Source organism: Pseudoalteromonas sp. N1230-9 (assembly GCF_032716425.1).
Taxonomy (GTDB): domain Bacteria; phylum Pseudomonadota; class Gammaproteobacteria; order Enterobacterales; family Alteromonadaceae; genus Pseudoalteromonas.
In genome coordinates this window covers 660,541-682,825 of record NZ_CP090420.1, presented here as the reverse complement: position 1 = coordinate 682,825, position 22,285 = coordinate 660,541, and the positions used below count along the sequence as shown (strand labels likewise).

The 22,285-nt window shown below is 41.6% G+C and carries 17 protein-coding genes; 12 read left to right on the top strand and 5 right to left on the bottom strand.

Annotation, left to right across the window (positions count from 1 at the left end; genetic code table 11):
• Nucleotides 1–22 precede the first annotated feature (22 nt).
• The 3 genes from LY624_RS20365 to LY624_RS20355 all read left to right on the top strand — a co-directional run bounded on the left by LY624_RS20365 (nt 23) and on the right by LY624_RS20355 (nt 2,610).
• Nucleotides 23–958 carry an alpha/beta hydrolase gene (locus tag LY624_RS20365; RefSeq protein ID WP_237119211.1) on the top strand — a complete coding sequence of 312 codons (936 nt, stop codon included), beginning with the start codon at nt 23–25 and terminating at the stop codon, nt 956–958.
• 108 nt (nt 959–1,066) lie between these two features.
• Nucleotides 1,067–1,687 carry a flavodoxin family protein gene (locus LY624_RS20360; protein WP_341804512.1) on the top strand — a complete coding sequence of 207 codons (621 nt, stop codon included), beginning with the start codon at nt 1,067–1,069 and terminating at the stop codon, nt 1,685–1,687.
• 17 nt (nt 1,688–1,704) lie between these two features.
• The gene (locus LY624_RS20355) at nt 1,705–2,610 is read left to right on the top strand and encodes an AraC family transcriptional regulator (RefSeq protein ID WP_341804511.1); all 906 of its coding nucleotides are present in this window, start codon (nt 1,705–1,707) and stop codon (nt 2,608–2,610) included.
• A gap of 12 nt (nt 2,611–2,622) precedes the next feature.
• On the opposite strand, the gene LY624_RS20350 is transcribed toward LY624_RS20355, so the two are convergent.
• From LY624_RS20350 to LY624_RS20330, 5 genes are all read right to left on the bottom strand, one after another.
• Nucleotides 2,623–5,946, bottom strand: a complete 3,324-nt coding sequence (locus LY624_RS20350; RefSeq protein WP_341804510.1) for a bifunctional diguanylate cyclase/phosphodiesterase — start codon at nt 5,944–5,946, stop codon at nt 2,623–2,625.
• A gap of 124 nt (nt 5,947–6,070) precedes the next feature.
• Entirely contained in the window at nt 6,071–7,456 is a 1,386-nt protein-coding gene (trhP, locus tag LY624_RS20345) for a prephenate-dependent tRNA uridine(34) hydroxylase TrhP (RefSeq protein WP_341804509.1), read from the bottom strand.
• A 214-nt stretch (nt 7,457–7,670) separates the two neighbouring features.
• Nucleotides 7,671–8,156, bottom strand: a complete 486-nt coding sequence (locus LY624_RS20340; RefSeq protein ID WP_341804508.1) for a hypothetical protein — start codon at nt 8,154–8,156, stop codon at nt 7,671–7,673.
• A 75-nt stretch (nt 8,157–8,231) separates the two neighbouring features.
• The gene (locus LY624_RS20335; RefSeq protein WP_341804507.1) at nt 8,232–10,853 is read right to left on the bottom strand and encodes a hypothetical protein; all 2,622 of its coding nucleotides are present in this window, start codon (nt 10,851–10,853) and stop codon (nt 8,232–8,234) included.
• Nucleotides 10,853–11,464 carry a hypothetical protein gene (locus tag LY624_RS20330; protein ID WP_130151873.1) on the bottom strand — a complete coding sequence of 204 codons (612 nt, stop codon included), beginning with the start codon at nt 11,462–11,464 and terminating at the stop codon, nt 10,853–10,855. The genes LY624_RS20335 and LY624_RS20330 overlap by 1 nt, the downstream gene beginning before the upstream one ends.
• Before the next feature lie 514 nt (nt 11,465–11,978).
• Between LY624_RS20330 and ndk the strand changes: the two genes are divergently transcribed.
• From ndk to der, 9 genes are all read left to right on the top strand, one after another.
• The gene (gene ndk / locus LY624_RS20325; RefSeq protein WP_036972405.1) at nt 11,979–12,410 is read left to right on the top strand and encodes a nucleoside-diphosphate kinase; all 432 of its coding nucleotides are present in this window, start codon (nt 11,979–11,981) and stop codon (nt 12,408–12,410) included.
• A gap of 175 nt (nt 12,411–12,585) precedes the next feature.
• Nucleotides 12,586–13,716: a bifunctional tRNA (adenosine(37)-C2)-methyltransferase TrmG/ribosomal RNA large subunit methyltransferase RlmN gene (locus tag LY624_RS20320; RefSeq protein WP_062567705.1), complete on the top strand. Its 1,131-nt coding sequence runs from the start codon at nt 12,586–12,588 to the stop codon at nt 13,714–13,716.
• 114 nt (nt 13,717–13,830) lie between these two features.
• Nucleotides 13,831–15,489 carry a type IV pilus biogenesis/stability protein PilW gene (pilW, locus tag LY624_RS20315; RefSeq protein WP_341804506.1) on the top strand — a complete coding sequence of 553 codons (1,659 nt, stop codon included), beginning with the start codon at nt 13,831–13,833 and terminating at the stop codon, nt 15,487–15,489.
• Complete coding sequence (locus LY624_RS20310) at nt 15,486–16,364, top strand: RodZ domain-containing protein (RefSeq protein WP_341804505.1); 879 nt, start codon at nt 15,486–15,488, stop codon at nt 16,362–16,364. Before pilW ends, LY624_RS20310 begins: the two co-directional genes overlap by 4 nt.
• A gap of 5 nt (nt 16,365–16,369) precedes the next feature.
• On the top strand, nt 16,370–17,488 hold the full coding sequence (ispG, locus tag LY624_RS20305; protein WP_341804504.1) for a flavodoxin-dependent (E)-4-hydroxy-3-methylbut-2-enyl-diphosphate synthase: 1,119 nt from the start codon (nt 16,370–16,372) through the stop codon (nt 17,486–17,488).
• Between the two features lie 132 nt (nt 17,489–17,620).
• A complete protein-coding gene (hisS, locus tag LY624_RS20300; protein ID WP_237119220.1) occupies nt 17,621–18,895 on the top strand; it encodes a histidine--tRNA ligase in 1,275 nt (424 codons plus the stop codon).
• Nucleotides 18,896–18,919: 24 nt separating this feature from the next.
• Nucleotides 18,920–19,540: a YfgM family protein gene (locus tag LY624_RS20295; RefSeq protein WP_130151878.1), complete on the top strand. Its 621-nt coding sequence runs from the start codon at nt 18,920–18,922 to the stop codon at nt 19,538–19,540.
• A gap of 9 nt (nt 19,541–19,549) precedes the next feature.
• Nucleotides 19,550–20,728 (top strand): outer membrane protein assembly factor BamB, encoded by a 1,179-nt coding sequence (bamB, locus tag LY624_RS20290; RefSeq protein ID WP_341804503.1) that lies wholly within the window; start codon nt 19,550–19,552, stop codon nt 20,726–20,728.
• Nucleotides 20,729–20,803: 75 nt separating this feature from the next.
• Complete coding sequence (gene der / locus LY624_RS20285; protein ID WP_237119222.1) at nt 20,804–22,273, top strand: ribosome biogenesis GTPase Der; 1,470 nt, start codon at nt 20,804–20,806, stop codon at nt 22,271–22,273.
• Nucleotides 22,274–22,285 lie beyond the last annotated feature (12 nt).

The window sequence follows — 22,285 nt, the reverse complement described above, 5'->3', positions numbered from 1 at the left end:
AAAAGGTATTTAGGAGCACAACATGAACATTCAAACAGTTAGTATTCAAAACCACGATATGGCATGGGCTATCTCAGCACTTGTTTTAACACCTGCTAATTTTGATGAGTCAAAAACCTACCCAACCATGATCAGTGTTCACCCATTTGGTAGCTGTAAAGAACAAACCTCGAGTAGTGTATATGGTAAAGCACTTGCTGAAGCGGGTTATGTGGTTATTGCCTTCGATGCCAGCTATCAAGGTCAATCTGGCGGTACACCTCGCTTTATTGAAAATCCATCACAACGCGTTGAAGATATTAGCCATGTTATTGATTATGCAGTGACACTCCCTTATGTCGATAACGAGCGTATTGGCAGCATTGGGGTATGTGGTGGTGGTGCTTATGTGTTTAACTCAGCACTGACTGAAAAGCGCGTGAAAGCCGTTGTGGGCATCACACCAGTTAATTTGGGTCGTTTATTTAGAGAAGCATTCACCGAGTTTAACCCAGTCGGCGCACTTGAAGCGATGGCAGCACAACGGACTGCCGAAGCACTTGGTGGTGATTTACAAGTTAACGAATTACTCCCACCAAGCATTGAATTTGCCCGCGACAATGGCCTGACTGAACGTGATGTTTTCGAAGCGACCGATTACTACAAAACATCGCGTGGTCAAAGCGAAGGTGGCGCAACACGTATGTTATTTTCTCATGCACAAAAAACCCTCACGTGGGATGCTTTCGCGTTTGCCGAAACATTAATGACTCAACCTATGATGGCTGTAATTGGTCAAAAAGTAGGGGCATTTGGCGCGTACCGTGACGGTAAAGAAATTTACGGAAAGTCATTTGCATCAAAAGACCGACAACTCGTTGAACTAGAAGATTGGTCGCACTATGACCTGTACGATAACCCTGAGCCAGTTGCGTTAGCGATGCAGCAAATACTGCCTTTTTTAACCAAGCATTTATAAATCGGGCGCTTATAAACTGAGCATGCATAAAACAAAGATATTAGGCCCATGCTTGGCCTAACTTACTTTTGTTGTTGATTTGAATTTGCGATTTTAGGAGTTAAAACAATGATTAAATGGCTATTTATAATACTCGCAGTAGTCGTATTAGGGCTTTTATCTCTTGTCATTTGGGTCACACAAACCGAAAAATCACAGCATGCTAAAAACAGCTTACGTCTACAAGATGCTGAGCCGAAAATTACGCTTGATGCAAAAACAGCCGTTGTGGTTTTTTCTCGCTCTGGGAATACTGGGGTTTTAGCGGATCACATAGCGCAAAAGCATAACGCGGAGCTGTTTGAGATAACGGCTACCGATTACGAGTTAGGTATTCCTGGTTGGATAGCCGCTCTAAACGATGCCAGAAGCAAGGTAGCAACAATTACCCCGAGCAATATTAACCTTGATAAGTATCACACCATTTATTTAGGCTCGCCTATTTGGCTTTATAGCCCTGCACCACCGATTTGGCAGTTTGCAAAAAATAATGACTTTTCAGGTAAAAATGTGATTTTATTTAATACCTTTAACAGTAAGTTCGAACAGCATTTTATTGATGATTTTGAAAAGCTAGTTCGGGCAAATGGCGCAAAAACGTTTTCTCACAGGTACGTGAATCGTGGCCGTATGGGCTCTCAAATTAGTAGCCAAGATATGCTTGATAAATTTGACAGCCAAGATAACTAACCGTGAGTTTTTAAAACATGATAGACACCAACCATCAAGAGATTGCTAAACCGCTCGCGCAAAAGATTATGTTATTCGCTAATAAAGCGGGTGATATTACCTCTCATACGCCAGAGCTCACATTGCACATTCGTAACGCACCAACCGATCCCTTGCATTGTATTTACACATTAAGCCTTGCGGTGGTGCTGCAAGGTGCAAAAATGCTTTCAGTTGAAAACAGTGTACTGTCCTGCTCTGGTGGGCAAACCATGTTAACGACTTTCGATTTACCCGTGGTATCCCATGTGACCGAAGCAACACGCCACCAGCCATTTGTTGCCATGGTACTAAAGCTTGATTACAACTTAATTTTGCAAACAGCCGCAGAACTTAAACTGCCAAAGCAATCACGCAACGAAACGTTTGAGCCGATTTCTATTCATAATATCGATGCAGGCCTAACAGATGCACTCACTCGGTTATTTGAGCTTGAATATAACCCTGCACTTCGCGACGGCTTACAGCCATTACTCATGAAAGAAATTGTTATTCGCCTTTTACAGGGATCTCATGGGCCTCACCTTAGAAAACTGGCATCAGAGGGGTCACCAAGTAGTCATATCGTTAGAGTTGTGAGCTGGCTTAAAACCAACTTTATGCGCCCAGTACAAATTGACGAGTTAGCAAAACAAGCGCATATGAGCTCATCAACATTTCGCCAACACTTTAAAACCATTACTGGCACCAGCCCATTGCAGTATTTAAAAACCTTACGCTTACAAGAAGCTCGCGATCAAATGCTGATCAATGGTCTTGACGCTGGTCAAGCAAGTGGTGTGGTCGGTTACGAAAGCCCTTCGCAATTTAGTCGCGAGTACAGCCGTTTATTTGGCCTGCCTCCGCAAAAAGATATGCAAAGGTTAAGGCAACAACAAATTTAAACAAACTCGTTATTATTTGCTAATTAAAGCCAGCTTAGATTGCTTACCTTTCACAAACTCATACAGCATTTTAATTGGCAGGGGTTTACTGAAGTAATAGCCTTGTACTTGGGAGCACTCAAGCTCTTTTAGTATGTTCAGTTGCTGCGGGGTCTCGACCCCTTCAGCAATTGACTCCATTTTTAACGCACTGGCTAAATCTATCATGGCTTTAACAATTGCCTTGTCAGCATCGCTGGGGTTTTCTAAATCATCAATAAATGATTTGTCGATTTTGAGCTTATCGAGTGAAAAGTCTTTTAAATAATTCATCGACGAATAGCCTGTACCAAAATCATCAATCGACATTTTAAAACCGGCTTCACGCAATTTTGTGATGGTGTTTAAGGCAAATTGAGGGTTACCAATGGCAATGGTCTCAGTCAACTCGAGCTCAATACATTCAGGGCTAACGGAATGTGTTTGCAAAACCGCAATTAAATCACCAAGTAAATGCTTTTTAATGAATTTAGTCGCCGATAAGTTAATCGCAAACGCCAGTTTAGGCATACCACTTTCTTGCCATTGACGAACAGTTTTAACGGCATTTTCAAATACCCAGTCATCAATTTCACTGATGCGACCGCAACTTTCAGCGATAGGAATAAATTCAGCGGGTGATACATCACCCAGTATTTCTGAGTGCCAACGTAGTAACACTTCTGCGGCAACGGTTATACCCGTTGCAAGTTCGATCTGTGGCTGAAACACCAACGAAAACTCATTATGTTCAATCGCATAATTAAGCGCATTTATAATCTGTAGCTGTCGCAGCCCAGACTTATTCATCTCCTCAGCGTAAAATAGCGTATTATTACGACCTAGCTTTTTAACTTCGAACATCGCTGATTCTGCCATTTGCAATAACGGCTCAAACTCTTTGCCATCAATAGGATATAAAGCAATACCAATAGAGGCCGTAACAACAATTAATTCATCATTGACCAATAACGGCTCGCTTATCACCCTTAATAATTCTTGTGTACTTTTATTTATGGCGCCTGTCGACGTATAGGGAGTAATAAATGCAAAACGATCGCTTTGTAAACGCGCCACCATTATATGCTCCCCTAAAAAGCTGCGGATTCTGGCGCTTAACTTTTGCAGCACAAGGTTGCAATGAGCTATCCCCATTGCTTTGTTTAGTATTTTAAAGTTATCTAAACCAATTAATATAAATGCAGCTTTCGAATCTTCGTGTGGTTTGGCAATTCCTTCAAATTCCATTTTTAATCTGTCTTGATTTGCCAGTCCAGTTAGTTGGTCAAAATAGGAAAGTTGATGAATGCGTGTTTCACTCTCAACTTCTTTAGTCATATCATGTTGAAATGATATGTAATTGCTCACCTTGCCTTGTTTATCTAAAATTGGGTAAATGGTTGTTTGCTCAACAAGGGTTTTGCCATGCTTAGTCATATTGACTAACGCCCCTACCCAAGCTTGTTTATTTTTAAGCTGCTGCCACATATCTTTATAAACAGAGGGGTCTGTTTGCCCTGCACTTATTGTTTGAGGGCTTTGTCCTATTAGCTCATCGTAGTCATACTGGCACATGTCTAAATAAGCGCGGTTCATATACTCAATTTTGGCATCTGTGTTGGTAAACATAATGGGGTGTGGGTTTTGTTCAACCGCTTGTGACAGAATATGCATGCGTTTATTTAGGTTTATTTTATTAAACCACTGCCAAACAGACTCAGCCCACACTGTAAGCATATTTTTGTCATGCACTGTGAAGACTTTTTCGATATGTTGCAAAATGATAGCCATATGACATTTTCCATACCGAAGAATTGGCACAACTAAAAAAGAGTTTGAATCGCTTGGTAAACCAAATTCTTTTGCTTGTTTACGATTAACAATAACAGCTTCGCCAACGGCCACTTTTGCTTGTAGTTTTTCGGTACACACGGCAAATGTAGAACCGTGTTCAGCTCTATAGGCAAGTTGCTTTTGTTCATTACAGATAAACAGCGCAGCACCATCACAGTTTGTTATCGCACGTGCTTGCTCGACGGCATAATTTAGCAATACATCTTGGTCATCTTGAAAAGAGATTTCGGTCAAATGTAGCAGACCTCGATTAAACTTACTTTGCTGTATAAGTGCAGCTACGCGGCCAACTTTTTCAGATACATCGCGAGCATTTACTAAATAGGTAGGACCATTATTATCATATTCAAATAATGTGATAGAAAACTCAAAATGAATCACACGTCCCTTAAATGCAATAGGTAATGGATTCAACAAACACACCCCCGAACGTTTTGACTCTTTTAACCCCTTTATAAACTCTTGCGCATCTAAATCCGAAAATAGCTCGAGGATGTTTTTTCCTACCATGCCTTTAATGAAAATATGATTATCAGAATTATCACTAAAAACCTCACGAAATGTGCCATTTTCTTCAAGCTCGAATACTGAATCGGGTAATGCAGTCAGCGTTGCTGATAATTGCTTAGTTGAGTTTTCAAGTGCCGCATAAGGCTTAGTAACGGTTTCTACAAAGAGAATTTTATAGAGTAAGAAATAAGTTAACCCTTTATAAACGTGACTAAAAAAGTTAAAGATATTGGTCGTGTGAGAGGTGTCATTAAATACTACAAAACATGTTTCGCTCAAAATAGCGAGTACGCATACAAGGGTTTTGCCTGCTATGTTCAAATTTGCTCTAGGCTTGCTTAACTGAGAGGCGAACATAAAAGCTGCACTGGTATAAAGGACTAATACACTCAGTTCTATGATAAATTTTACGTGGCTTGCCCCTTTTCCTTGAATGTATATAGCTGATAACCATTGGGGCGAATAGAACATTACGCTAGTAATACAGAAACTGAAGAGCAGTAATGAAGTTAATAATATATTGGCATTAAGAGGCTTATATTTAAACCAAATCCCCATCGCAATAATTAAAAATGCTGCGGCATTAAAAAGTCGTGCAATTAACCAAAAATTAAGCACTAAACTCATTTGCTCTGCACTTTCATGCATATTGTCATAAGCTAAAAAGTGCAAGGAGTCGAAAATAGCAACACACAACATTGTGCATGCAAGCAACAACAACTGATAATTTTTAGTAAAATGCCAAGTATTCCAACCAATGGCGAAAATCAAAAACGAAATAACAACCGAAAACAACTCTACGCTAGTATGCATAGCAACATAAAATGGTATTTCAGCAATTAAACCAAACCACTCTAGTAGCAATACAACTGCACTCAAAACGATACCCGCAGCAATATATGGCAGCGTGTGTAAAAGCTCTCGATGATGGGATTTATGGACTAAAAATTTCACCACAATTTTTAATTAAATTTGTTAGTTGCCTTATAAAAAGGATAGTAAAAATAATTATTAGCGACAGTGAAATAGCAAAAAAGGTGAATAAAATGCGCTAAGTATGACCTAGCGCATCTTGTTGTTAAGCTTTATTGAATGGATTGCGGGTATCTTGGTCGGCATCTAAATTACGCATCAAAATTGCGTGATCTAAGTCGATGTCTTCTGGCAAAGGAATTTTTACAATATGGCCCGAGCCTTTTGCATCGCTAATGGCTTCGCCTTTTTTATTTTCCATAAACTCAAGGTTAAAATTGATATTGCCTTTTGGCGTCATTAGCTCAAGTGAATGACCAGTACAGAATTTATTTTTCACATCAATTTCAACTAAACCATTGTTAGTGCGACCTAATACTTCACCAACAAACTGCTGCTTATCAGATACCGAATGACCGTACTCATAGTTTTGATAATCTTGATGCGCATGGCGCTTTAAAAACCCTTCGGTATAACCACGATGCGCTAAGTTCTCGAGGGTTTTAAATAAGTTTGCATCAAATGGACGGCCTGCAACCGCATCATCAATGGCTTTACGATACACTTGCGCAGTACGTGCAACATAATAGAAAGACTTTGTACGGCCTTCAATTTTTAAACTATGCACGCCCATTTTAGTGAGCTGATCAACATATTGAACTGCACGTAGGTCTTTTGAGTTCATAATGTAAGTACCATGCTCGTCTTCAAAAGCAGGCATGTATTCGCCAGGACGCCCCTGCTCTTCCAGCATAAATACTTCGTTACTTGGTACACCATCACCCAGTGTTGGGATCACCGCTTTAGGGTCGATTTTATGTACCATTTCACCGGTTTCATTTTCGGTGCCTGGTTTTACATCGTAATTCCAACGACATGCATTAGTGCACGTTCCTTGATTTGGATCGCGTTTATTAATATACCCTGATAACAAACAACGACCAGAATACGCCATGCAAAGTGCACCGTGAACAAACACTTCAAGTTCTGTATTCGGGCATAGCTGGCGAATTTCAGCGATTTCTTCAAGCGATAATTCGCGCGATAAAATGACACGCTCAATACCTTGCTTTGCCCAAAAATTCACTGTGGCATAGTTCACCGCATTGGCCTGAACAGATAAGTGAATTGGCATGTCAGGCCATTTTTCACGAACTAACATAATAAGCCCAGGATCAGACATGATCAGCGCATCAGGCTGCATAGCAACGACAGGCTCTATATCGCGTAAATACGATTTTACCTTGGCATTGTGAGGAGCAATGTTCGACACCACATACAATTTTTTATTTTGTGCGTGCGCTTCATTGATACCTATTTGTAGGTTATCTAGGTCAAACTCATTGTTACGAACACGAAGGCTGTAACGAGGCTGACCTGCATAAACAGCATCTGCACCATAGGCAAAAGCATAACGCATATTCTTTAAACTACCCGCAGGTGATAACAACTCAGGCGTAAAAGGACGAGGGGTCAAAATAGGTGACGACATGAAAGCTCCACACATCGAACCGAGTACAAGTCGGTTGCATGAATTAATAGAATAATTGAGCGCGGGAGTATAATAATCTGCCTATTTTTTTTATTGATCTAGATCATAATTGGCGAAGCTCTCTTATCACACACCATCGATTACACAGCTATAAAGAGATGCCCAAATCGGTCGCCACCTCTTTACAACAGACTCAGTTTTAACTTAATAAAGGTTACACACCACTCAAACGGTCACGACGCTTGTTCCACAGTAAAAATTGATAGCCAAGTAAACCATCTGCTTGAATATTGATTCGTCCACCCGCTGCTTTCATCACTTTTAAAGCACCACTTTTATTATTAAACTGAAATTCAAACGTATAGGTACTTTGCGTTTGTTGTTGTAGGCGAATATCTATTTGTTGCTCATGCTGACCTTGCAAACTAATCAGCTTGCCATCTACAAAGCGGTATTTTATGGGCTTGGTTGTTGCAATTAATTTGGGCATTAATTTAGCAATATTCTCATCCCAGTAAGCTGATTTTTTAGCGTACTCTAAAGACGCTGCTTCATCTAACTCCCACACTGTAGCAAGCTCTTCAGGGAAGGTTTTGTTCGTGTTGAGTTTATCTTGCTGTAAGCTTGATTGCGCACCTGAGCTAAATGTAATGAAGCAAAAAATCAACAGATATAGTGTGTGCATCGCATGTTTATACATTACCTGCTCCTTATACAACTTAATTAGAAAAGGCTCACTGTAGCAGTGAGCCTTTGGGATCTTACGGAGTAAATATTAGTCTGCTATATGTGCGCAGCGACCAAATTCAGCGCCTTTCTCAACCGCCTTAACAACTTGCTTAGGGAAGCTAAGCTCGTAATCAGTGCCGTTATCACACACGAATGCTTTGTTTGCATCAACCTCAATTGATAAGGTTAACCCTGCAATACCAGCCATCATCTCAGAACCATTGGCACTCAAACCAAATATATTGTCTGTTAACAAGCCTTTCGCTTCGCTTACACCTTGTTTTGAGAAAAACTCTTTTGATGACATCCAGCCAATTCCCTCAAGATAAATAGCACCAACAAAACCACCTGCTAGCGGGCTGCCTGCACGACCAGTGATCATTGAAAGATCTTCATTTGCATCAAGCACTGTCACTGAAGGAAGACCAAAGCCTAAGTCAACAAGTTCATCATGGCTGTAGCCTAAGCCACAATAATCAGTCCAAAGGTTAATTGCAGGCACATGTTCACACCAACGTAGGCTACCAATTTCCTTCGTGTTACCCGTTGTTGTATCCCAAACTTTAACACCTTGTGGACGTCGATTTTCAATCGAACCAAATGCAACGTAACGACCATCTTCAGAAATAACAGAGTTATCAATTGCCCCATACTCAGTGTATGTATCAACTAGTTGACCATTTACCCATGCTATTTGGGTGTAGCCATTAGTCGAACCGGTAATCGTTGTGCCATTGCCTGACACTCTATCAGCTCTAACCCAAGCAGTACGGCGGATCTCTGTATCTCCATCCATGATTGCTGCTTCCTTACCTGAGCCATAGGAACGATCTACCGCTTTTACACCTTCTAAAAGAGTCGCCTTACCTGTACTGGCATCCCATACGGTAGGGATACCTATTGAAAACGAGCCTTCACCTGGCGCACAGCTGTTACTGCCATCGTATGGGAATCGCGTAGTACCAACGACAACCTTACCTGAGTCATCTATATCCCAAATACTATGTGAACTATTGCCTTGCTGGCTTGAAAGTGAGCAGGTGTTGCCTGTTAAATCTTCGAGCATGGAAACCTTGCCTGAATTAATATCCCAAACACCACCTTGCATAATACCGTTATCATTAAAGTGAGCTGTAATAGCCGCTTTAGTAGCCGTTTTATTCATAGCTGCATTTGTAGAACTAAGTAATGCATACCCTTGAGGTGTGGTAAGTGTATCTATTTCGTTGTTAGCACTGTCATAGATAAATGGAATACCTGATGAAGTTACACCAAGCGCCTTCTTACCATTTTTAGCATGGTCCATCACAAACGCTGAGATAAGTGGTGTATATTGGATACCATCTAGATAGCCATTAAAAACCATCTCCACTTCTTTTGTTTCACCTGCCGATACAACAATTTCTGTCATTGCACACGCATTATCGACACTTGGATCTGCGCTTTCGTTTTCATTCCAATACTCTGACTCTGAAAGAATATTGGTTTGTGTTGTAGGGTAACCACCGGCATTAATCTCTTGAGTATACAGAGCATAGCGCGCGCCAGGCTTTAAACCATTGATGGTAAATGAGCCATCAGGACCAATTAGGCCTTGCGTCATATTGCCTGATTGTTGACTGATCACGTCTTGATATGGGTCATCTAAATTACGTGCAATTAAGTTAACCCCCGAATATTCAACGCCTTCCTTGGTAAGTAGCTTACCTTTAATGCTACCGAACTGAGATTTATATTCAGCCGTTGGATAGAGGTCTGAAATATTAACAATATCGTCTTTCACATTGACCGTATGCTGGTTCGCACCGGCTGAACCACGCACATTAATGAATGGAAACATTGTTTCAATACCTGAATGGTCAAGCATAGATCCATTTGTGAATTTAGTAACGCCAGCACAACCTGGTACACCATCATATTGAGGGCTATAACTTGCCGACATATAGACTAAGTGACCATTGGCTTGCGAATGCGACATATTAATCGCATGACCAAATTCATGAGTGAAAACACCCCCAACCTGCGTACCTTCTGTGTCACTAATATCCACAAACCAGCCATTCATCAGCGCTGTTGCTTCTATAATTTCGCCTGTTTCTTCGTCCGCCCACTCAGGAAAAGCAATCCCCAGCACTGAGTCTCTAGGAACACCGAAGTAATTCTCAAGAATCGAACCATCGGTATCATAGTTAACCCAGAAGCCATAGCCATTCTCAACACCATAAATTTGATCCACATTATCAGCTGTAACATCAGCAATACCTGTTTTCTCAAAAATAGTGCCCTGAATAGACATTTCAAATGTCGATGTTTCAACATCTGACCATTCTTTAACAGCTTTTGCTGTGACTTTATTTGCTTGCTCAATTGATAAGAACGTATAGTCACGTTCAAGCTCAGTATTGGCAGGAAGCACAGTGCCGTCAGGTAAGGTCACATCAATATTAAATACTGTGCCTTTCTCAAGTACAGTAAATGTTTGTACATCATTACCGTCTTTATCTTTGATTAGTTGACCACCATCAGTCCAAACTGGAATACTTCCTTTTGATGTATCCCATTTGTAAGGGGTCATTGTTGGCTCATGAATATATAAAGGACCGCCAGCGAAGGCACCAGATGTGACGCTCGCTAAGGTTAAGGCTGCTGCAATTTTTGAAAATTTCATTATTGTTGTGCTCCAGTCAATTTACCCACTAATCCCATAAACACGCCTACATCTACGGCGCCTGGTGTTGTTAAAATATTTTGCTGCTCAGTCGTTAAATCACTGGTGTCAACGCCTTCAAAAAGGCCATCGTTAGCAAAGCTGTTCTGAACTTTTCCGTTACGTACAACAAACTTACCTTGCGCTAAACCTACCGTGGTTTGAAAACCTGTCATTGCAGCGGGTTTATACATAAACGCAATAACCTGCTCGCCTTCGCGCCATTTAGAAAATCCTTCCGGTGTAGCACCTAGGTAAACCTTACCGTTACCCATAGAACGCGGTTTCAGTAAGCCAAACTGTCTAAATGTGTAGGTAGAATCATTTTTTAACTTTCCTTTGGCATCAGATGCTACTTGCAATGTCACCTCTGTGTATGGGCGCTTATTATCAAACCCATCCGTCACTTTAATAACTTTGCCAGAAATAATATTTTTTGACTGAACCGCCATCTCTTGCAGATTTTGTTGTTTTAATTTCATTGCATGAGCAACAGGTGATAATGTCAGCACGGCACTTAACGCAATAGCGGATGCGCAAGACAGCTTAGAAAGTAGGCTGCGTGATCTCATTTTTCTCTCCTTTATATTTATTTTTAATCGAATGCATACTTAAGAATTCAGTTTCTTGTAGAAAACCAATTCACGTATATTTTATGATTGATAAACACCTAAAATTCACGCAAAACCATGTAGCGTTTTGTACATTAAAATTAACATTTCAATTACAATTTAAAATTAGGAAAGACAGTTTAAAGTGGTAAGATAGAGTTGAGAAAAAGTTTAAAAATACAAAAATCAAAAACTTATATTTATGGCATTTTATTTAAAACAAAATACACAATAAAAAGTGAACACCAAGTTAACAAAATAAAGAAAACCAACCGTTGTTAATAGCTGATCAATTAAAATCAAAAAAATGGCTTAGCCAGCACATAAAAACTGACCTGCAATTCCCCCTCAAATAAGGTCATGAAAATGACATTAATGCGCTATTTAATAAAATTAGGAATTTTAACGTAAAGCGCGTATAATTCGCGGCCGTTAATATTTAACCTTTTAAATTTAAAATTATTGGAGCATAAAGATGGCTTTAGAGCGTACTTTTTCAATCGTAAAACCTGATGCAGTTGCTAAAAACCACATCGGTGCTATCTACAACCGTTTCGAAACTGCGGGTCTTAAAATCGTTGCAGCTAAAATGGTTCACCTTTCAAAAGAAAAAGCTGAAGGTTTCTACGCTGAGCACAGCGAGCGTCCTTTCTTCGGTGCTTTAGTTGAGTTCATGACATCTGGTCCAGTAATGGTTACTGTTCTTGAAGGTGAGAACGCAGTACTTAAAAACCGTGAAATCATGGGTGCTACTAACCCTGCTGAAGCACTAGCTGGTACATTACGTGCTGACTACGCAGATAGCATCGACGAAAACGCTGTTCACGGTTCAGACGCTGTTGAATCAGCTGCACGTGAAATCGCATACTTCTTCGCTGACGAAGAAATCTGCCCACGTACTCGTTAATTTCGAGTTCACAGCTAAGTCTGTGATGCAGAAGAAAAAGGGCTTTCGGGCCCTTTTTTAGTCATTAGCTAAGCCTGTTATAAATCTGTTTAGCTAATGACTAAAGCGATTAAATAATGTACAATCGCGCACCCAAATTATTAATACCATCACCGTCACTGATTGAGGTTGTTTCATGGCCACTGAAAAAAAGATTAACTTATTAGATTTAAACCGAGATGCAATGCGCGAGCTATTTGTATCGTTCGGTGAAAAGCCATTTCGTGGCGATCAGGTGATGAAATGGATTTATCATTTTGGTGTAGATAATTTTGACGATATGACAAACGTCAACAAAAAGCTGAAAGAGAAGCTTAAAGCTGAATGTGAAATTGTTGCTCCTGAGATCTCAGTTAAACAAGTGGCAAGTGATGGCACCATCAAATATGCTCTTTTGCTACAAGGTGGCCAAGAAGTTGAAGCTGTGTGGATCCCTGAAAAAGATCGTGCAACTTTATGTGTTTCATCACAAGTTGGGTGTGCTCTTGAATGTACATTCTGCTCAACAGCACAACAAGGCTTTAACCGAAACTTAGCTGTGTCTGAAATCATTGGTCAAGTTTGGCGTGTCGCAAAAGACATCGGTTTAGATGGCGACAGCACTAAACGTCCTGTTACTAACGTTGTAATGATGGGCATGGGTGAGCCATTGCTTAACCTTAAAAATGTTGTGCCAGCGATGGAACTGATGATGGATGATTGGGGTTTTGGCCTGTCAAAACGCCGTGTAACATTAAGTACATCAGGTGTGGTGCCTGCGCTTGATTTATTAAAAGAGAAGATCGACGTCGCACTGGCTATTTCACTTCATGCGCCAAACAACGAGCTGCGTGATGTACTTGTACCAATTAATAAAAAGTATCCAATTGAAGAGTTTTTAGCGGCATGCCGTCGTTATATTGATGGCTCTAAAGCAAACAAAGACGTGACAATTGAGTACGTCATGTTGCAAGGTGTCAACGACAGCACAGATCAAGCCCATGAGTTGGTTAAAACACTCAAAGGCACACCATCGAAAGTAAACCTTATTCCATTTAACCCATTCCCTGGGAACGAATATGGTCGTTCGAGCAATAGTCGCATAGACCGTTTCTCTAAGGTATTACAAGCTGCGGGTATTACCTGTATTGTTCGTCGTACTCGCGGTGATGACATTGATGCAGCATGTGGTCAGTTAGTCGGTGATGTTGTTGACCGCACCAAACGCCTAGCGAAAAAGAAAATGCGTGAAGATAATGCAATTTCGGTGAACATTCACCAAGCCTAAACGCGAAAATAAAAGATAAGCCTTTGTAGCAAGCCTGTTATTTTTAAAATAATAGATGCAACACAAAGGCTTTTCGGTAAGATAGGCATACGGAATCAAACAAGAGATTAGGTAATGCGATCTTTACTTGCCATAACTGTTAGTACTTTAGCATTAACAGGATGTGTCACAGAAAACAGCTACAACGGCAGTAACAAACCCGTTGTAGAGAACAAAATCAACAATACAGGTGCGGCACGCACACGTATAGCACTTGCTCTACAGTATCTAAAAACAGGCAATAACTCGCAAGCAAAATACAACCTAGAACGCGCTGCTGATTTTGCTCCTGAACTCCCTGAAGTCCATTACTCTCTAGCTTATTATTATCAACAGGTTGATGAACCTGAACTTGCAGACAAAGCCTATCAACAAGCATTACGCATTGACCCTAATGATCCTAATACATTAAATAACTATGGTGTGTTTTTGTGCGGTATTGGTGAATATGACCGCGCAGCCGAAGAACTGCTAAAAGCTATTTCGATTCCGAGCTACATCCGGGTAGCAGAAAGTTATGAAAACTTAGCCCTATGTGCTATTGAATTTGATGACTTTGAAAATGCAGAAAAATACTTAAAATCGGCCCTAAGTCATAGTTCACAACGCCCATCTTCGCTGATCAGCCTCGCAGGCTTATATTACGCTAAAAGCGACTTACATAAAGCACAAGAGGTGGTTGAAAAATATGAAGCAACTGGCAGAGTGACACCACGCGCGCTCATGCTAAGTTATTTAATTCAGCAGCGCATGGGACACATAGAAAAAGCCCAAACCACCGCTGGGATTATTTTACAAACGTACCCGGGTTCAACTGAAGCCAAAGCAATTTCATCGGAGCAACTAAAACGCACTGAATTTGAAATATTGCGCGAAAAGTATCGTCAATCACAGCTCAAAGAACTACAGATCTCAAACAACACCTTTGCTGTCAGTAAAGATCAACCTAAAATACGCATTGTGAAGAAAAAAGCACCGCCAAAAGCTTCGCAGCCACAAGTAATAGCAACAAACGTAGCTGCGCCAGCAGCCCAATCATCAGCTACAAAAGCTGAAAGTGCGGTCGTTCAAAATACGCCAACCGATAATTCAGTAAATCAAAAAACAATAGTAGAAGAGCCAACTAAAGCAACAACTTCGCCAAGCACCACAGAAGCAGCTCCCGTTGCAACACAGAGTGACGATATTACTATTGTTTCATTTGGCGCGCCAAAAAAACCAGCCACCAAGCAGCAAACAACAAGGCAATCTCAAGCGAAAAGTAATGACGCGAGCACGGTAGTTTTTTACGAAGCAGAAAAAGATGAAAGCGTGTTTAATGCAAACTCACAAGGGACTCAAAACACCACCCAAACGCACTTTAGTGTAACGAACGAGCATACAAACTTACCGATGCTAAACCCAAGTGTACCTGCGCTGAATATCCCTTATCATATTATTCAAAATGGCGAAAACCTGTTTAGCATTTCGGTGCGATACAATGTTAAACTACAGAAAATTTTGCAGTGGAATGGCCTTAAGGAATCGGATCGCGTGCAAAACGGCACAAAAATCTATTTAAACGATCCGCACATTTATCACAACATAAATACCGGTGATACCCTTTTTGGCATTGCCACTGAGCACAGCGTATTGATCGATCAATTAATGCGCTGGAACAAATTAAGTCCAGATGTTGCCCTCGAACCTGGACATAGACTCTTATTGGTAGACCCTAACTCATACGCATTATGAATGAAGAAAAAAATACAGAACAACCGCAAGAAACGCTCGGCCAAGTACTAAAAAAGCACCGCGAAAAAGCGGGAATGAGCCTTGAGCAGCTTGCAGGTGCATTGAAATTATCAGTGTTACAATTACAACGTTTAGAAAATGACGAGCACACACTACTTGGCCCTGCTACTTTTGTAAAAGGCTATGTAAAAAGCTATTGTCGAGAGCTAAAGCTAGACTGCCAAGAGATTCTCACTCTCTTACCAAAACATGTTGAACCAACTAAAAAGTCCAACATGCAGAGCTTTTCTCGTCGCACAGAAAAAGAAGCACACGACAGTCGATTAATGCTGTTCAGCTATTTTATTTTAGCGATAGTCATTGGTTCATCCGTATTTTGGTGGTGGCAAAATAGCGCACCAAACTTAGAAGAACCGGTCAGTGCAGCCATGCCAAGTCAGCTTGAAAAAAATGAGCCTGCGATGCCGACCGAAGATACGACAGCCGCAGCTCACAATACAGAGCAAACAACTGATTTATCTGCGCCGCAAAACACACCGGTAGATGAAAAACCAGCGACACAAACCGTAGAACCATCAACACCTGCGGCATCTACAGCAATTGAACAAACGAAAAAAAATGACCCTGAACATAGCACCATTGTTATGAACTTCAATGAAGATAGCTGGGTCGAAATACATGACGGCAATGGCGATCGTGTAGCCTTTGGTGTAAAAAAAGCAGGCTATGTGATGACCGTAACTGGCGCACAGCCGTTTAATATTGTGTTAGGCAAACACCAAGTTGTTGATATTACTTTCCAAGGTGAAGCTATTGACACCTCGCACTTTGCTAAAAATCGATTAGCTAAATTTACTTTACCGTTATCAGAGTAACCACAATGTTTTCAGAATCTCCTATTAAACGCAGAAAATCGACACGTATCAATGTAGGTAACGTTCCGATTGGTGACGGCGCCCCGATTGCCGTTCAGTCAATGACAAATACTGATACGCTTGATGTTGATGCCACAGTGGCGCAAATCCAAGCTATTCAAGATGCTGGCGCCGATATTGTGCGTGTTTCAGTCCCAACAATGGATGCTGCTGAAGCGTTTAAAAGCATTAAAGAGCAAGTGACAATTCCACTTGTGACGGATATTCATTTTGATTACCGAATTGCGCTAAAAGTAGCGCAATATGGCGCTGACTGTTTACGTATCAATCCTGGTAATATTGGTAGTGAAGAGCGTATTCGTGCTGTCGTTGATTCTGCACGCGAGCATAATATTCCAATTCGTATTGGTGTAAATGGCGGCTCATTAGAGCGTGACCTACAAGAAAAGTACGGTGAACCAACACCAGAAGCCCTGCTTGAATCAGCAATGCGCCATGTTGAGATCTTACAACGTTTAGACTTTGAACAATTCAAAGTGTCGGTTAAAGCATCTGATGTATTTTTAGCTGTGGGTGCGTATCGATTGCTTGCAAAAGAAATTGACCAACCGTTGCACCTAGGTATCACCGAAGCTGGCGGTATGCGTTCTGGCTCTGTTAAATCAGCCGTAGGTTTAGGAATGCTACTTGCCGAAGGCATTGGTGACACATTACGCGTTTCCCTTGCTGCCGATCCGGTACAAGAGATAAAAGTGGGTTTTGATATTTTAAAATCACTGCGCATTCGCTCACGCGGCATTAACTTTATTGCCTGCCCTAGCTGCTCACGCCAAGAGTTTGATGTGGTAAATACCATGAACCAGCTCGAAGAGCGTTTAGAAGACGTTGTTGAACCCATGTCGGTATCAGTGATTGGTTGCGTGGTAAATGGCCCAGGCGAAGCGCTGGTTAGCGATATCGGCCTTGCTGGTGCCAACCGTCGTTCTGGCTTATACATCAACGGTGAACGTCAAAAAGCACGTATCGATAATGATAACATTGTTGAGCAACTTGAAGGGTATGTGCGTGACTTTATCGCTAAAAAAGAAAAAGAAACGCCAATCGACATCAAAATTGTAGAATAATTCGCATATAGTCGGCAAACCCTTAGGTTTGCCGTTTACCTTTACCGCCCAAACGGTATAATAACGGGTCAATTTTTCAGTTTTCTTGATGCGCGATTTTTTCAGCGCAAGTACAGTATTTAGGATTTATCAGTGGCAAAACAAATTCAGGCAGTGCGTGGTATGAACGATTGTCTGCCAGGCGATACGCAAATTTGGCAGAAAGTAGAAGACATTTTACGTGAAACAGTTTCATCGTTTGGTTATCAAGAAATTCGTTTTCCTATTGTTGAATCAACCGACCTCTTTAAGCGTTCAATCGGTGAAGTAACCGATATCGTTGAAAAAGAAATGTACACCTTTGCTGACCGAAATGGCGATAACTTAACTCTTCGCCCAGAAGGGACTGCGGTATGTGTGCGTGCAGGTAATCAAAACGGTTTACTGTACAACCAAGAACAACGTTTATGGTACATGGGTCCGATGTTCCGTCACGAGCGTCCACAAAAAGGCCGTTACCGTCAATTCCACCAATTTGGCTTAGAAACATTCGGCATCGCCACTGCTGATATCGATGCAGAAGTTATTTTGCTAACAGCCCAATTATGGAAAGAATTTGGTATCAGCGAGCACGTTCGCCTTGAACTTAACTCACTAGGCTCAAATGAAGCACGTGCTGAATACCGTGATGCACTCATAGCTTACTTAGAGCAACATGTCGATGTGCTTGATGAAGACTCTAAACGTCGTATGCACACTAACCCATTACGCGTTCTAGATAGTAAAAACCCTGATGTACAAGCTATTTTAACAGATGCTCCTAAGCTATCTGAGCACTTAGACGCTGAATCAAAAGAACATTTTGAAAATTTATGTGAACGTTTAGACGCCGCAGGCGTCGAATACACGGTAAATGAAAAGCTCGTGCGCGGCCTTGACTACTACAACCGCACCGTTTTTGAGTGGGTGACTGACAGCCTAGGCGCACAAGGAACGGTTTGTGCCGGTGGCCGTTATGATGGCCTAGTTGAACAACTTGGTGGTAAAGCTACGCCAGCCGTTGGTTTTGCAATGGGTCTTGAGCGCTTAGTACTGTTACTTCAAGCGTTAGAATCCGTTGGTGACATTCGACGTAGTGCTGATGTATATTTGGCAGCCATGGGCGATAAAGCCAGTATTCAAGCACCGCTTATTGCCGCTCAATTACGTAAAGATGTTGCGGGCTTACGTGTGATGGTGCACGCTGGCGGCGGCAACTTTAAAAAGCAATTAAAACGCGCAGATAAGAGCGACGCATTAGTCGCGGTAATTATCGGCGAAGATGAATTAGAACAAGGCGTTGTGACTATTAAGTACTTACGAGAGCGTAAAGAACAAGTCACCCTAAAATTAGAAGAAGCGAAGACGCTACTTGCTGCGCTTATATAAGCCCAGTGAGCAACAGAGGTAAGCATGGATATTTATTCAACAGAAGAACAACAAGCAGAAGCAATTAAACGCTTTTTCCGTGAAAATGGTGTCGCACTAGCTATTGGTATTGTTGCTGGTTTAGGTGGTTTATACGGTTGGAAAGCATATAACCAAAACCAAATCACAACGGCTGAAACAGCATCAGACTCTTTCACAAAACTTGTTGATAGCGGCGCAGTGTTAGACAAAGCAGATACGTTTATCAATGAGAATAGCGAATCAAGCTACAGTACCCTAACAGCATTTGTTGCAGCAAAAGAAGCGGTAGAAAAAAATGATCTTGATGCAGCAAGCGAAAAGCTTAACTGGATCATCACGAATGAGAAAAACCCTGAGTTAAAAGCAACAGCTGCAACACGTCTTGCACGTGTTCATATTGCCCAAAAACAATATGAGCAAGCCCTAGCTACTTTGAACTCGCAGTTACCTGAATCATTTGCAGCAACTGTCGCTGAACTTAAAGGTGATATTTTTTCTGCGCAAGGTGATAAGGCTCAGGCTCGTACACAGTACCAAGCAGCAGCTGACAAAGGGGGTCTTGAGAATAACCCTTTATTACAAATTAAACTTGATGACTTAGCACAAACTAGCCCAGCGGCGTAAGGGGTTAAGATGAAGAAGTTAACAGCGGCTACACTTGCTCTGTGTATTGCAACCCTAACAGGGTGTTCGTCAAGTGATGACGAAGAAGAGTTAGTGTTGCCAGAAATCGTTAATCAATTTGAAACAGATATCATTTGGCAAGAATCAATCGGTGATGGTGTAGAGCATTACTTTTCTCGCCTGACACCTGCGGTGCATAATGATGTTGTGTTTGTTGCAAACCGTGAAGGTGAAGTTGAAGCCCTATCGCTTGAAAATGGCGATACACTATGGCAAACAGACGTACGTGAAAACCCAGCGTTTTGGCCATGGGAAAGCACTGAAAGCGCGAAGCTTTCAGGCGGTATTTTACAAGCATACGGCAAAATATTTGTTGGCTCTGAGCATGGCTACTTAACCGCGCTTGATCGCGAAACAGGTGAAATTGTCTGGCGTAAAACCATGCCAGGTGAAGTGCTGTCTAAACCAGCCGCCGGTGATGGTCTAGTGTTTGTTAACTTAGGCTCAGGTAAATTATTAGCTGTTCACCCAGATACCGGTGAAGAGCGTTGGCGCTTTGAACAAGAAGTTCCACCTCTTACGTTACGCGGGCAAAGCTCCCCAACCGTTGCAAATGGTGGTGTTCTACTTGGCCTTGAAACGGGTCGATTAAGCGTGCTTATTTCAGAAAATGGCTACTCTGCATGGAGTGCTGAAATTGCAACGCCAAAAGGGGCTTCTGAATTCGAGCGTCTTGTTGATGTTGATACACAAGCATTAATTAGTGGCCCATATGCTTATGCTATCGCCTATAATGGTAACTTAGCAGCTGTTGATATTCGTTCTGGTAATGTTGTCTGGAAACGAGAGTACAGCAGCTATCGTGACTTATCTATGGATAACCAACACATTTACGTTGTCGATAGCGATGGCGTAATTTATGCCCTAGATAAATCATCAGGCATTGAACGTTGGAGTCAGCCAGCACTACGCGGTTGGTACCTTACAGGACCAACCATTGCAGGAAACTATATAGCCCTTGGCGACCAAGAAGGTAACCTACATTGGCTAAATAAAGAAACAGGTGAACTTGTTTCTCGTGAAGACTTTGACAGCTCAGGTTTCTTCGTTGAGCCTGTTGTGGCTGGTGACAAATTAATTTTATACACCCGAGATGGTGAAGTTAGCGCGGTTAAAATTCCAGACTAACTTATTAATATTACTTGTACTTTTTATAAGGCTTCGCTTAGCGAAGCCTTTTGTTGTTTTTTTAAGAGGTAGTTTATGCTTCCCGTGATCGCTCTTGTTGGGCGACCCAATGTGGGCAAATCCACATTATTTAACCGTTTAACACGTACTCGTGACGCCCTCGTTGCCGACTTTCCTGGCTTAACACGAGATAGAAAATATGGCCAAGCTGATTACGATGGCTATGAATTTATCGTGGTAGACACGGGCGGTATCGACGGCTCTGAACATGGTATCGAAACAGAAATGGCTGAGCAGTCGCTGCTTGCGATTGAAGAGGCTGATATCGTGCTATTTTTAGTTGATGCCCGTGCGGGTATGACTGCCGCAGACCAAGCAATTGCTAATCACTTACGTAAACAGCAAAAAAAATGCTTTGTTGTTGCCAATAAAGTAGATGGTATTGATGCTGACTCATACTGTGCAGAGTTTTTCCAATTAAGCTTAGGTGATATTCATCATATTGCGGCGGCTCACGGCCGTGGCATCACACAACTACTTGAAACAACTCTGCAACCTGTGATCGCTGAACTTGCTGGTGAAACAGAAGATCTTGAAGAAAGTGATGACGAACTCGTTGATCTTTATAGTGAAGATGAAGAAGGCGAAGACAACGCGCAAGCCTTTGCCGATAAACCTGTAAAGCTCGCTATTATTGGTCGTCCTAATGTAGGTAAGTCAACACTAACAAACCGTATCTTAGGCGAAGAACGTGTTATTGTTTACGATATGCCGGGTACAACACGCGATTCTATCTATATTCCGATGACTCGTAACGATAAAGAGTACATCTTGATCGATACCGCTGGTGTTCGTAAGCGTAAGAAAGTAAGCGATGTAGTTGAAAAATTCTCAGTGATCAAAACCCTTAAAGCAATTGAAGATGCCAACGTTGTATTATTGGTTGTTGATGCACGCGAAGGTATTTCTGATCAAGACTTAAGCTTACTTGGCTTTGCCTTAAACGCCGGTCGCTCGTTGGTTGTTGCGGTAAACAAATGGGACGGCCTTGACGATTACGTGAAAGAGCGCATTAAGTCTGAACTTGACCGTCGTTTAGGTTTTATTGACTTCGCTCGTTTACACTTTATTTCTGCGCTACATGGTACCGGTGTTGGTCACTTGTTTGAGTCAGTGGACGAAGCGTACGAGTCAGCGACTAAGCGTATTAGCACAGCGATGCTACGTCGTATCATGGATATGGCGCAAGCAGATCACCAGCCGCCACTCGTTCGCGGTCGTCGTGTTAAGCTTAAGTATGCGCATGCTGGTGGTTATAACCCGCCACGCATCGTTATTCATGGTAACCAAGTGCATGACTTACCAGACAGCTACAAGCGGTACCTGATGAATTACTATCGTAAAGCATTAGGTATTATGGGCACGCCAATCAAAATTGAATTTAGAGAAGGCGATAACCCATACGCAGGCCGTACTAATAAAGTAACGCTATCGCAAAAACGTAAAATACGTGCCTTTGCGAAAGAAAACCGTAATAAATCTTAACGACGGTATCTA

What these genes read in the sequence shown, in the direction of transcription:
- ndk (WP_036972405.1), top strand. Translation starts at nt 11,979, where the DNA reads ATGGCTTTAGAGCGTACTTTTTCAATCGTAAAACCTGATGCAGTTGCT.
- bamB (WP_341804503.1), top strand. Translation starts at nt 19,550, where the DNA reads ATGAAGAAGTTAACAGCGGCTACACTTGCTCTGTGTATTGCAACCCTA.
- LY624_RS20310 (WP_341804505.1), top strand. Translation starts at nt 15,486, where the DNA reads ATGAATGAAGAAAAAAATACAGAACAACCGCAAGAAACGCTCGGCCAA.
- ispG (WP_341804504.1), top strand. Translation starts at nt 16,370, where the DNA reads ATGTTTTCAGAATCTCCTATTAAACGCAGAAAATCGACACGTATCAAT.
- LY624_RS20295 (WP_130151878.1), top strand. Translation starts at nt 18,920, where the DNA reads ATGGATATTTATTCAACAGAAGAACAACAAGCAGAAGCAATTAAACGC.
- LY624_RS20330 (WP_130151873.1), bottom strand. Translation starts at nt 11,464, where the DNA reads ATGAGATCACGCAGCCTACTTTCTAAGCTGTCTTGCGCATCCGCTATT.
- trhP (WP_341804509.1), bottom strand. Translation starts at nt 7,456, where the DNA reads ATGTCGTCACCTATTTTGACCCCTCGTCCTTTTACGCCTGAGTTGTTA.
- LY624_RS20340 (WP_341804508.1), bottom strand. Translation starts at nt 8,156, where the DNA reads ATGTATAAACATGCGATGCACACACTATATCTGTTGATTTTTTGCTTC.
- LY624_RS20355 (WP_341804511.1), top strand. Translation starts at nt 1,705, where the DNA reads ATGATAGACACCAACCATCAAGAGATTGCTAAACCGCTCGCGCAAAAG.
- LY624_RS20365 (WP_237119211.1), top strand. Translation starts at nt 23, where the DNA reads ATGAACATTCAAACAGTTAGTATTCAAAACCACGATATGGCATGGGCT.
- LY624_RS20335 (WP_341804507.1), bottom strand. Translation starts at nt 10,853, where the DNA reads ATGAAATTTTCAAAAATTGCAGCAGCCTTAACCTTAGCGAGCGTCACA.
- LY624_RS20320 (WP_062567705.1), top strand. Translation starts at nt 12,586, where the DNA reads ATGGCCACTGAAAAAAAGATTAACTTATTAGATTTAAACCGAGATGCA.
- LY624_RS20360 (WP_341804512.1), top strand. Translation starts at nt 1,067, where the DNA reads ATGATTAAATGGCTATTTATAATACTCGCAGTAGTCGTATTAGGGCTT.
- der (WP_237119222.1), top strand. Translation starts at nt 20,804, where the DNA reads ATGCTTCCCGTGATCGCTCTTGTTGGGCGACCCAATGTGGGCAAATCC.
- pilW (WP_341804506.1), top strand. Translation starts at nt 13,831, where the DNA reads ATGCGATCTTTACTTGCCATAACTGTTAGTACTTTAGCATTAACAGGA.